This window comes from Fibrobacter sp., assembly GCF_045112255.1.
GTDB lineage: Bacteria > Fibrobacterota > Fibrobacteria > Fibrobacterales > Fibrobacteraceae > Fibrobacter.
Genome location: NZ_JBGUHR010000086.1, coordinates 137,927 through 149,931, shown reverse-complemented (window position 1 = coordinate 149,931; position 12,005 = coordinate 137,927). Strand labels below are relative to the sequence as shown.

At 49.6% G+C, this 12,005-nt stretch carries 11 protein-coding genes; 4 read left to right on the top strand and 7 right to left on the bottom strand.

From position 1 onward, the window contains the following. Positions 1–130: 130 nt before the first annotated feature. The 3 genes from ACJMM9_RS11960 to ACJMM9_RS11950 form a co-directional block, all read right to left on the bottom strand. Entirely contained in the window at positions 131–964 is an 834-nt protein-coding gene (locus ACJMM9_RS11960) for a S1 RNA-binding domain-containing protein (protein WP_405327239.1), read from the bottom strand. Between the two features lie 191 nt (positions 965–1,155). After that, positions 1,156–1,692 (bottom strand): DUF5662 family protein, encoded by a 537-nt coding sequence (locus ACJMM9_RS11955; protein WP_405327236.1) that lies wholly within the window; start codon positions 1,690–1,692, stop codon positions 1,156–1,158. Between the two features lie 5 nt (positions 1,693–1,697). Then, positions 1,698–3,293 (bottom strand): ABC-F family ATP-binding cassette domain-containing protein, encoded by a 1,596-nt coding sequence (locus ACJMM9_RS11950; RefSeq protein WP_405327234.1) that lies wholly within the window; start codon positions 3,291–3,293, stop codon positions 1,698–1,700. A 190-nt stretch (positions 3,294–3,483) separates the two neighbouring features. Between ACJMM9_RS11950 and ACJMM9_RS11945 the strand changes: the two genes are divergently transcribed. The 4 genes from ACJMM9_RS11945 to ACJMM9_RS11930 all read left to right on the top strand — a co-directional run bounded on the left by ACJMM9_RS11945 (position 3,484) and on the right by ACJMM9_RS11930 (position 8,325). Further along, positions 3,484–4,254: a hypothetical protein gene (locus tag ACJMM9_RS11945; RefSeq protein WP_405327231.1), complete on the top strand. Its 771-nt coding sequence runs from the start codon at positions 3,484–3,486 to the stop codon at positions 4,252–4,254. Positions 4,255–4,263: 9 nt separating this feature from the next. Continuing rightward, entirely contained in the window at positions 4,264–6,030 is a 1,767-nt protein-coding gene (locus ACJMM9_RS11940; protein WP_405327228.1) for a PCMD domain-containing protein, read from the top strand. A gap of 62 nt (positions 6,031–6,092) precedes the next feature. After that, complete coding sequence (locus ACJMM9_RS11935; RefSeq protein ID WP_405327225.1) at positions 6,093–7,589, top strand: ABC transporter permease subunit; 1,497 nt, start codon at positions 6,093–6,095, stop codon at positions 7,587–7,589. Beyond that, positions 7,579–8,325 carry an amino acid ABC transporter ATP-binding protein gene (locus ACJMM9_RS11930; protein ID WP_405327222.1) on the top strand — a complete coding sequence of 249 codons (747 nt, stop codon included), beginning with the start codon at positions 7,579–7,581 and terminating at the stop codon, positions 8,323–8,325. The genes ACJMM9_RS11935 and ACJMM9_RS11930 overlap by 11 nt, the downstream gene beginning before the upstream one ends. Positions 8,326–8,576: 251 nt before the next feature. Here ACJMM9_RS11930 and ACJMM9_RS11925 read toward each other — a convergent pair whose 3' ends face one another. From ACJMM9_RS11925 to folP, 4 genes are all read right to left on the bottom strand, one after another. After that, positions 8,577–8,954, bottom strand: a complete 378-nt coding sequence (locus ACJMM9_RS11925; protein WP_405327220.1) for a hypothetical protein — start codon at positions 8,952–8,954, stop codon at positions 8,577–8,579. A 67-nt stretch (positions 8,955–9,021) separates the two neighbouring features. Next, the gene (locus ACJMM9_RS11920) at positions 9,022–10,248 is read right to left on the bottom strand and encodes an SUMF1/EgtB/PvdO family nonheme iron enzyme (RefSeq protein ID WP_405327217.1); all 1,227 of its coding nucleotides are present in this window, start codon (positions 10,246–10,248) and stop codon (positions 9,022–9,024) included. A gap of 3 nt (positions 10,249–10,251) precedes the next feature. Then, entirely contained in the window at positions 10,252–11,100 is an 849-nt protein-coding gene (cdaA, locus tag ACJMM9_RS11915) for a diadenylate cyclase CdaA (protein ID WP_405327214.1), read from the bottom strand. Next, a complete protein-coding gene (gene folP / locus ACJMM9_RS11910) occupies positions 11,087–12,001 on the bottom strand; it encodes a dihydropteroate synthase (protein ID WP_405327210.1) in 915 nt (304 codons plus the stop codon). The genes cdaA and folP overlap by 14 nt, the downstream gene beginning before the upstream one ends. Positions 12,002–12,005: the final 4 nt, after the last annotated feature.

Genomic DNA, 12,005 nt, shown 5'->3' with positions numbered 1-12,005 from the left:
CGAGAAGCGCGGCCGATGAGCCGCGCTTCTTATAATGTACACTTAAATCCAGCGAATCTTGAAAATGAAGAAAGCCGCAAATCGCGGCTTTTTTGCATGTATGGACGCGCCGATTAAACTGCGTGAATCCTTAAACTGCGCGAATCCCGCCTTCTTCGATGACGATTTTTTCTTCGCGGAAGAGCGTCCCGATAATCTTCTTGAACGTCTTCTTGGACATGCCGAATTCACGACGGATGGTTTCCGGATCGGTGTGGTCGCCGTAGGGGAGGAATCCGCCTGCTTCTTCGAGCTTTTGCATGATGGCATTGGGGCTTTCGCTCTTCATCATGCCCTTGTAGCCAATCGGAGTCAAGTTGAGCGTAATCTTTCCGTCGCTTGTGAAACGCTGGATAAATCCGGGCATCGTATCGCCGATGTAGATGCGTTCCATGCCGGGCGTCATCATGAGGCGGCCCGTGTAGCGGTAATCCACGAGACAATCGACGTAGTCGGGCGTGACTTCGTAAGCGGCGAGTTCTACGCGCTGGCCGATGTGCAAGTCGTTCGTGTCCGGATCGATAAAGCTCTTGATTTTTTCAGTGGCGATGATGCGTCCGCTCTTCTCGTCTTCGAGCACAAAGACAACGCAGCGGTCGCCTTTCTGCAATTCGCCAAGCTGCTGCTTGAAGGGGAGGAACAAGTCCTTGTTGAGACCCCAGTCCAAGAATGCGCCAACGCGGTTGACTTCCTTGACTGTGAGTACCGCAAATTCGCCTACCTGGGCGAGCGGTTTGTCAAGCGTTGCAATCGGGCGGTCTTCAGAGTCCGTGTAAACGAACACGTCGATAATTTCGCCTTCGACGAGCGTAAATTTGTTGCGGTTGCCAGGGAGGAGTACGCTTCCGCCGGTTTCAAGTTCGAGGTAATAGCCTTGCGGGGTGATAGACTCCACGCGTGCGCGGTTAATTCTTCCAAGTTCCATAATTTGCCTTTCCGTTCAAGTGATGCCGTAAACAATCGCGGCTCATTAAAGTCATGCCCGCCTGTAAGCTGTCATCCTCCGAAGGAGGATCCATACAGTTCTTATCCAATCTTGTATTAACGGGCTTCAACTTCAAATATACTTTTTTGTGCGAGTGCCCGCAAGGGCTTGCGTTGTCCGAATGAGAGGCTTTATTCCGTCGGCAGTTCTTTGCAATGCCGCATAAACCTAAGCGTTTCTTTTTCGCCATCCGTCGCAAGCTTCTTGAGCAAGAACAGCAATTTCTTGTAAGTCGTTTCCGTCATCTTCTCGTGCGCGGTACTTTTCGTCAAGTACTGGAGCGGAGATTCTTGCGTGTAGCTTTTCTTGTTGTAAGTCTTGGAGGCGGCCACGCGGTCGCAGAACATTTCCTTGATGTAGCGGTCCGGCATGTCCATCGGCACGATTTTCTTTGTCTTCATGTCGTAATCGTACCAGAATTCAAAGTGGTGCTTGTTGCGCCCCTTGTGGTGCATCCATGCGAGGCTCATGCCCGTATCGCGGCGCTCGCCGTTGTTTGGCGATTCCTTGCCCGTGTAATATTTTGCACCAGGAATAAATTCGGTGGGACTGTACTTCGATAAATCGTGGAACAGTCCCTGCAACCCGATACCGGCCTTAAAGCAAAGCCGAACTACTTCGTTTCTGTGCTTGGTAATTGTGATGAAGTGCCGGATCGGGTGGAACATGATTTTTACTTCTTCTTGGTCTTCTTGCTTTCAAGCCATTCGTCGAAGGTAATGCTGCGGTCAACAATGCCATTCGGCGTGAGTTCCAAGACGCGGTTTGCGATCGTTTGAACAAATTCATGGTCCTGCGAGCAGAAGATGACCGGACCCTGGAATGATTTGAGGCCGTTGTTCAAAGCGGTTATGGCTTCCAAGTCGAGGTGAGCGGTCGGTTCGTCGAGCAACAAGCAGTTTGCGTTCGAGAGCATCATCTTCGAAAGCATGCAGCGCACCTTTTCACCACCGGAGAGCACGTTTGCGCTCTTGAGGGCTTCTTCACCAGTAAAGAGCATACGGCCGAGGAATCCGCGGATGAACGTTTCGTCCTGTTCCTTGCTGTACTGGCGCAGCCAATCCACGAGGGAAAAGTCCGTCTTGAAGTAAGCGTCGTTGTTCTTCGGGAAATAGTTGTAGCTGATGGTGTTTCCCCACTTGAGCACACCTTCCGGAGCCTTGGTTTCTTCGGCAATGAGCTGGAAGAATGCCGTCTTGAGCGTATCGAATTCACCGACGAGTGCGACCTTGTCCTGATTGCCGAGCGAGAAGTTGAGGCCCTTGCAGATGATGCCGTCGCCGCCGTCAATTGTAGCGTTCTTGACTTCGAGCACGATCTTGCCCGGTTCGCGGTCCATTTTGAAGTTCACCCACGGGAACTTACGGCTCGATGCCGGCATTTCTTCGACGGTCATCTTGTCCAAAAGCTTCTTACGGCTAGTGGCCTGCTTTGCCTTAGCGGCATTCGATGCGAAGCGGCGGATGAATGCCTTCAATTCTTCGATCTTTTCTTCAGCGCGGCGGTTCTGGTCCTTGCGCTGCTTCTGGGCGAGCTGGCTTGCTGCGTACCAGAATTCGTAGTTACCACCGTAAATGTTAATCTTGCCGTAGTCGATATCGCAAGTGTGCGTGCAGACGGCGTTCAAGAAGTGACGGTCATGGCTCACCACAATCACGATGTTTTCGAAGCGTTCGAGGTAGTCTTCGAGCCAGCCGACGGTTTCCAAATCAAGGTGGTTCGTCGGTTCGTCCAAGAGCAAAATGTCCGGGTTGCCAAACAGAGCCTGGGCGAGGAGCACGCGGATCTTCTGGCCGCCATCGAGTTCAGACATCAAGTTGTAGTGGAATTCTTCAGGAATGCCAAGCCCCTTGAGGAGCACGGCTGCGTTGGAGTCGGCTTCGTAACCGCCGATTTCACCAAAGCGCGTTTCGATTTCCATGGCCTGCATGCCCTGTTCTTCGGTCATTTCAGGGAGCGCGTAAAGTTCGTCGCGCTTCTTGCCAAGTTCGTAAAGTTCCGGGAAACCCATCATGACGGTTTCGAGGACAGTGTTGTTTTCGTAAGCAAAGTGGTCTTGCTTCAAAACGGCGATACGTTCGCCCGGGTCCTTCGTGACTTCACCCGTGTTCGGTTCGAGTTCGCCCGAAAGAATCTTGAGGAATGTGGATTTGCCGGCACCGTTTGCGCCGATGACACCGTAGCAGTTGCCTCTCTTGAAGGAAAGGTTCACTTCTTTGAAGAGGACACGGCTACCATACTGAAGACTGACATTAGAAACATTAAGCATGGCGCCAAAGATAGTAAATTGTAGGGTCGGATTGTAGGGGGCTTGGGAAACTCCTGCCCGAAAATGTTCTTTTGAAAAGTAAATACCTAATAAAATTGTAAGAAATTCCCATGTTATTTTGTTATATGGGAATTTTTTTGTAATATAAATTCTATATAATTGGTTTTTATGATTTTTTAAATTTGACCTTATGAAATTAAGGTCAAAATTTTTCATTTATTTTCTGACGTTTGTCGCACTTGCATTTTCAGCCTCATATGCTGATTCTCCGAAGCCTGCTAAAAAAGGAGGGCTTCTTGGAAGTCTTTTCCCTGTTGAAGAAGATGAAGCGATTCATCGCGGGAATTTTCAAACTGGAGCCACGCTCTTTTTGCTTCAGGGTAGCTCTGATGACGATGCCTTAAATATCATTTTTGGCGATATCTACAAGGCCGAAGGCTACACCTTCACCGCAGAAGCGTTTGGCGGATATTTTGTTCGCGATGCAATGGCAATTGGCGCCCGTGTAGGGTATAGCCGTACCTATGCCGATGTTGATTTTTCGATTCTCGAAGATCTTGCCGATATTAAGCAGCGTTGTAAGTATTTAAGCAATGGATTTTTTGTTCAGCCTTTCCTCAAGAATTATTTGAAAGTCCTTGATTCCAAGACAATTTATTTTTTCAACGAAACATCTCTTACTGTGGAATATTCCTATGGAATTTCTCAGTCGGATGATGGTGAGGATGTCTCGAAAACTAAAAATCACGGCTGGACATTTAAATTTGGTATTAATCCGGGGCTTTCCATAATGGTTCTGGATAGGCTGGCATTTGAAACATCTGTAGGTCTTTTGGGGCTGAACTCTTCGTGGATGACGATTGAAGAAAATGATGAAACTCGTAGTAAGGTTTCGTACAATATTGTGAATTTTAAGATAAACTTGTTGGCACTTGACTTTTCGTTGGTGTATTTCTTCTAGGAGTGTGTAATGCTGGTGAAGTTTTTAAATAGTGCTGCGCTGTCGATCGTTTTCGTTGGATTGTTTGCGATATTGAATGGCTGCTCTGCAGATTACGATACTTTGGGAGTCTCGGATTACCGCAATCTGGAAGAAATTTCATTTACAGAACAGGATGGATCTTCCATGGTGTATGCCGCAGAACATCGCATGGAATTTGATTTTGTTGCGCCTCCTGAATCGCTTGAAACTTGGGATTCCATAGTTGTTGAAAATATCGACTTAAGCCATTTTGCATCGCTTTATTTGGTTGATGATAAAGTAAAAGAATTTCCTGAGGATTCATTGGAATTGGATTCTTTGGCTGAGAAGGTTTCCTATTCGAGAGCGTTGAAACCTGGTGATAAAATTCGGGTGCCATCTAGCCATGTTATTTACGTTGTTGTAGTTTCCGAAAGTGGAATGAAATCAATTTGGCAGCTGATTTTGAATGTTCCTGAAATTGAAACGTCCAGCAGCTCTGGGAAAAACGCTACATCTAGTAGTGCTTCTAGTAGTTCTGCAAAGAAAACGTCGAGCAGTTCTGCAAAAAAAGCAACATCCAGCAGCTCGGTAAAGTCTGCGACTTCCAGTAGCTCGACTTCCAGTAGCTCGGCTGGCAACAGCTCCGGCAAGTCTAGCAGTAGTTCATTCGTGTCTAGCAGTTCTAAAGATGGCAAACCTGTTGAATCGTCGTCTAGCGTTGATAATGAATCGCTCGGTTCCAGCGATTCTATAAGTGAAAGCCCAGCTCCGCGCATTCTTTCGCTATCCATCGCAGGCAAGCCTGCTGAATTTGATGCAGAACGCAAAACATTCCACGTGGACGATCTGGATTTCCGCACTGATCTCACAACGCTTGAACTTTCTGAAATGGAACTTTCAGAAGGTGCTACCGCCAATGTCGAAGTGGGCGAGTCTTACGACTTTGGCATGGGCATTCAAGTGACCGTCACGAACGCAAACGACGAATCAGAAACGTTCACCGTCAAGGCAGGCTACCAATTGCCGGGATCAAATTTCAATTCCTGGAAAGGTGATGAAGTCACACCTGATTCCATTTGGGGCAATGCCAATACCATTTTGACGACGACGGAAAAAATCACGTCTGGCTCCATGATTGGTGCTCAAATTCAAACGAGTAGCGCTCTTACAAAAACGGCAAGCGGCAGCCTCTACACAGCAGATTTCAACCCCAAAGGCGTCGGCACTCTTTCAATGGCGAGTTCTTCGACATGGCCCGATGGCAATGAACTTTTGGATTTCGGTAAGCCTTTTAACGCTCGTCCAGAATTCATGGAAGTCAAGTTCAGCTACGAAGGTAAAGGCGACAGCTGCGACATTTACATCCTTCTTGAAAATCGCACCGGCGACAAGAATGTCAACCGCAAGTCCGGCGACGTGAACAAGTTGGTCGCCTCCGCTTGGTTCCGTTCCACAAAGGCCGATAATTCCGGTCGCGAGAATCCGGATGTCGTGAGCGTCTCGGCACCGGACGAAAATGGCATGCGTACGCTCCGTCTCAAGCTCCAGTACGGCGAACCGCTCGCAGGCTCACCGATCGAGAATTCTTCAACGTTCAACACGAAACTTGAATCCTCGAACAAGTCCGCCATCAACAATGGCTTGGTGCAGGGATCAGGCGACGAATCCGTGACGCATATCCGCGTGGTTTTTGCATCGAGTGCCGATGGCAACCATTACAAGGGTACAAAGGGTGCGACACTCGTCATTGACGAAATGAAGCTGATATATTAAATAAAACTCACAAGGGTTCCCAAACTTTCGGCTTTTAACTAACTTTTAATTAAGGTTAGAAAATGATACGAAAGTTATATCTCCCTCTTCTTATTGCTCTGTTCTCGCTCGCGCTTATATCGTGCCAAAGCGAGAAACAGACCGTCATCCCCAACAGGGTTCATTCCATCAGCGATCTCGGCCACAAAAAAGTGGGCGTACAGATTGGCAACACCGCCGATATCTATGCGTCGGACTTTGGTGGCGATACGGCAAAAATTGATGTCGAACGCTACACGAAGCTTGCCGATGCTGTGCAGGCCTTGATGCAGGGGAAGATTGATGCGGTCATGAGTGACGACCAGCCCGCTAAGGCTTTCGTGCTCCAGAATCCGTCGCTCCGCATTCTCGAAGAAGTCTTCGTCGAAGAAATGTACGCAGGCGTTGTCGCGAAGGGCAACGAAGCGCTTTTGGATTCTGTGAACCAGGCGCTTGAAGCGATGAAGAAGGACGGCGTTTACGATTCTCTCTTCAATACGTACATTTACCGTTCGGGCAATTACCACTACCAGAAGAAAGTGACCGAAGGCCCGAAGCTTGTGGTTTCGACCAACGCTCAATTCCCGCCATACGAATACTACGAGAACACAAAGATTGTCGGTCTCGATATCGAAATCGTGAACTACATCGCCGACTACCTCAAACGTACGGTCGAAATCCAGGACATTGAATTTGACGCGATTATCAATGCGGTTGCATCGGGCAAGGCTGATGTCGGTTTCTCGGGATTCACCGTTACCGAAGAACGCAAGAAGTCCATCAACTTCACGACTCCGTATACGCTCTCGAAAGTCGTCGTGATTGTCCGCGGTGACGAGGCCGTTCAAAGCGAAGAAAGCTTTGGCGACCATGTCTACAAGAATTTCGTAAAGGATTCCCGCTGGAAGTTTATTGTTGAAGGTCTCCGCAACACGCTCGTGATTTCGTTCTTTGCTGCTCTCCTCGGCATCATGATTGGCTTTGTGATTGCGCAGATTCGCACGAGCAATGAATTTAACGGTCGTTTCAAGGTACTGAACTGGTTTGCGAAGGCTTACCTCGCCGTGATTCGCGGTACGCCGATGATGATCCAGCTCCTCATCATTTACTACATAGTCTTCTCATCGGTGAACATCAACAAGATTCTCGTCGCCATTGTCGCATTCGGCATCAACTCCGGCGCATACGTTTCCGAAATTATCCGCAGCGGTATCAAGGGCGTTGACCCGGGACAGATTGAAGCGGGCCGCAGCCTTGGCCTCAAGTTCCGCACGGTGCTTTATTACATCGTTTACCCGCAGGCGTTCAAGAACTCGCTCCCGGCTCTCACGAACGAATTTATCTCGCTCATCAAGGAAACGTCCATTTGCGGTTACATTGGCCTTACCGATCTCACTCGCGGTGGCGATATCATCCGCAGTATGACTTACGAAGCCATGCTCCCGCTCCTTGCTGTGGCCGCTATTTACTTTATCATTGTCGCCGGGCTCTCGGCTTGTGTTGCAAAACTTGAAAAGAGGTTGAAGAAAAATGAACGCTAATGCAGAAACTTTAATCCAGGTCAAGAACCTTTGCAAATCTTACGGTGACAAGCAGATCCTCAAGGGCATTTCGCTTGATATCCATCGCGGTGACGTAATCGCAATTATTGGCCCATCTGGTTGTGGCAAGTCAACGTTCTTGCGCCAGCTGAACTTGCTTGAGCTTCCGACGAGCGGCGATATCCTTTTGGATGGCAAGAGCATCTTGGCGAAGGATGTTTCGAAGCCTTCGATTCGCGAGCGCGTTGGCATGGTTTTCCAGCAGTTCAACCTGTTTAAGAACATGACGGCCCTCAAGAACATCATGTTTGCACCGGTAAAGCTCGGTCGCTTGTCCAAGGCTGAAGCCGAAATTCGTGCGCGTGAACTGTTGAAGCGCGTAGGTCTTCTGGATCGTGCGGATCATTACCCGGCACAGCTTTCGGGCGGTCAGCAACAGCGTATCGCCATTGCGCGCGCGATGGCAATGCAGCCCGAAGCGATCCTCTTTGACGAACCGACGAGTGCTCTGGACCCTGAAATGGTGGGCGAGGTGCTCAAGATTATGAAGGACCTTGCAAAGTCTGGCATGACGATGATTGTCGTGACGCACGAAATGAGCTTTGCCCGCGAAGTCGCAAACCGTGTGCTCTTCTTTGCTGATGGTTACGTCAAGGAAGACGGAACCCCCGAAGAAGTCTTCGACAACCCGAAGGACTCCCGCCTCAAGGAATTCCTGTCCGCACTCAAGAAGTGACACGACGTGTCATCCTGAGCAGGCGCAGCGCGTCGAAGTATCTATACATTTTGCGGCACTCCCGTATTACATTGTCATCCCCGCCTTATTTCTCTGTCATCCTGAGCGAAGCGAAGGATCCAGTTAAGTTTTAATGACGATAAAAATGAGAAACCCCGGCTTTTAAACCGGGGTTTCTTGCATTAAAAACGCGGACATCTCGCGGCAGCATTCAGCTTTAAATTTGTTGCATTTTGCCGGCCGTTTCGCTATTAGTTATAGCTGTTCTTTGCTTCGGACTGAGCCTTGAAAATCTTGTCGTATTCGTCCTTCGAGATTCTCATGTAACCTGTCACGATCTTGCCAGATTCGTCTTCGCCGAATTCATAGTAAGCGGAGTCGCCCTTCACGCGCATCAAAATGTCCATGTTGAGCGAGTTCTTGCCACGGAGAGCGTTGTCTTCGTATTTGGCCGTGAGGTCGCCGTTTACGTTTCTGATGGTGTAATCAACGTTATTTTCGGTGAGAACTTCGAAAATCATGTCGGCTTCGCCTTTCCAGTAACCCGTAAAGTTGGGCTTTTCATTGTTGCAGCCGAAGAACGTAAACGAAGAAAGTAAAAGAGCGGAGAGTAAAAGTTTTGTTTTCATGCTTTTAAATTAGATAATTTTTTCCAGTTGAGTTAACTAATCTATGTAATGTTGTTTTAACGGTGAGTTATTTACAACACCTGAAACCGACACTCGGGTACTGGTTTTGCGGGTAGAAGCTGAATTTGCTTACGGAACAGCTACTTTCGTTGTTCGTGTTCCATGCGCCACCTGCGACTAGGAACTTGTCCGGGTGCTGCTTGCTTGTAGAGGCTGTCCATTCCCAGAGGTTGCCGTTCATGTCGTACATGCCGTACCAGCTGCGGCACTGCGTCTTGCGGCCGCTTCTCTTGGCTGCCTTAGTATTGGTGTTGCACTTGCTTTGCTTGTAACTGTTACCGTAGGAGAACTTGAATCCGTCCTTGCCACGGCAGGCGGCTTGCCATTCGTCGATGGTACAGAGGTGCTTGCCTTCGTTTGCGCAAATGCGGGCGGCTTCTTCCTGGCTTACCATGTCCTTAGGCGTAGCGTCCGGCTGGTTCGGGTATTCGTAAGCGTCTACGCAGACGGTCTTTGAGCCGACCGGAACGGGGTAGGCGTTCTTGCCACAAATGTTGTCGCTTGCCATGTCGTACTTGGCTTCTTCCCAGGCGGTGCGGTTACCGACGGAGTCGGTTGCGTAGAAGAATACGGAACCGGTCTTGTTGTAATCGATGGGCTTACTTGCGTCTTGCGGGTTGAGCGTATCGCCGATGGAAACAAATGTCTTGCACTTGATTTCGTCGCACTTGACCTTGAGCTTGATCGGATCGTAGTAGCGGCCTGCAGGCGGCGTGATTTCGGCGGTGGGCGGGACTTTGTCCGAGTTACGGAGACTGTCGGCATAGCGGGCCTTGTTCAGGGAATCCTGGCGGTCTTTTTCGATACGTGCGAGCGAGTCGTTAACGCGGGCGAGGCTATCCCTGCGGAACTTGCGTATGGCACGGATACTGTCCTTGTTGATTGCCGGAACTTTTGGGAGTGCGGCGAGCGAATCTGCCGTGCGGATGGAGTCTGCGATGCGCAAGCTGTCTGCGATTCGTGCATCTTCGAGAGCCTTCAAGCTGTCGGCCTTGGCCTGTTCTGCGCGGAGGCTATCAAGAATCTGCTGCTGGCGAAGCGCTAGTTCCGAAAGCTTCTGCTCTTCAAGCGCTTGCTGCTTGACCTTGTTGAGCTGGCACTGCACTATAAAAAGGCAGATGAGCAAAAGGAACATCAAAATCAGGATGACGAGATTGCGTTTCCCTTTTTTCTTCGGTGCATTGCCCTGTGTATTTTGTGCGTTCTGCGTAGAATTCTTTTCGTTGTTTGCCATAAATTACACCTTGTTTTCGACAGCTTCGTTTTCGCCTTCGGTTTGTTCTTCTTCAATCACTTCGTTGAAGAGGTCGTGCCAGTGGCGGAAAATTTCGGCTTTAAGTTCTTTCGGGGTGAGGCCGCGTCTCAGGTTGTTTCTGTAAGCGGTAGAAATTTTACCTGTTTCTTCGGAAACGATGATGATGAGTGCATCACTTTCGGCGGCGAGAGCTTTTGCGGCGCGGTGGCGCATGCCATAGCCTGCATCGCCTTCGGCATTACCTGCCGGCATCGGTAAAATGCAGCCTGCGGCGACAATCGACTTGCAGTTGAGAATCACAGCACCGTCGTGCAATGCGGAATTCGGGAAGAACAGAGCGCGCAAAAGTCTAGAGCTGATTCGTGCATCGAGGTATTCACCCGTGTCTGCGTAGTTCTTGAGGCCCACGCGTTTTTCAAGCACGATGAGCGCACCAGTTTTTGTCTTTGCCAAGTCCTGAACGGCAGAGCAAATTTTCTGGGCGATGTCATCGAGACCGCTCGCGTGGAAGAGAATATTTCTGAGGTCCACCTTACTCACGCTTTGGCCGATTCGCGTGAGTGCGCTTCGGATTTCGGGCTGGAACAAAATCACGATGGCGATAATACCGAGCGTAGCGAGGTTACTGAGCATCCACACGAGCGTATGGAGTTCCCACCACTGTGCAATGAGCCATGCGAGAATGAGCAAAAAGCCACCGAAAATCATCTGTGCTGCACGCGTTCCGCGGAACAGCAAGAAAATATAGTAGAGAATGACTGATATGAGGAGAACGTCCAGAATGTCAGCCATGCGAACATCAATGATGCCGAATAACTTAAACAGCGTCATGGGACTTCAATGCCTCCAAATATAAAAGTGATTCTTTTGCTTCGCGGACATCGTGAACGCGGATAACGCTTGCACCGCCAAGGGCTGCAATAATGTCTGCGGTCACCGTCGGGATAAGTCTATCGCTTGTTTCAAGCCCAGGCATCTTTCCGATGTAGGACTTTCTCGACGTGCCTATCAAAACGGGGTAGCCGTCCTTGAGCATTACATCCACGGACTTCATCAAGTCAATGTTGTCCTGAACAGTCTTTCCAAAACCGATACCCGGGTCAATGCAAATGCGTTCTTTTTCGACACCTGCATCGAGGAGCTTTTTCACTTGTGCCAAGAGTTCTTCTTGAACTTCCTGGACCACGTTCGTGTACGGCTTGAAGTCCTGCTGCATCGTGCCGAAGTTTCCGCGCATGTGGTTCAGCACCACGCTTGCCTTTGTGCTTGCGGCGGTCTCGATCATCTTCGGGTCCATCATGCAGGCGCTGATATCGTTGATGATGTGCGCACCGAGCTTCATGCATTCTTCGGCAACTTTAGCCTTGACCGTATCGACCGAGATGTAGAACTTGCGGAATCCCGGATTGTCGAGGTCTTCCGAAATGGTTGCGGTCTGCGCGAGCGCTTCGACGACGGGGCATACGCGGTCGAGTTCTTCCTGGACGCTTACGGGGGCGCTTCCTGGACGGCTGCTTTCACCGCCGATATCGAGAATCACGGCGCCTTGTTCCACCAACGAAATTGCGTGTTCGTAAGCGGCTTCGGGCGAGTTATGCTTGCCTCCATCAAAGAAACTGTCCGGGGTCACATTCACGATACCCATGACAAGCGGCATCCTCGAAGCTGGAATGATGTCGTTTCCAATTTTCCAAGAGATTGCACGATTAGATTCTAATAGAGAGCGGAGCATTGAG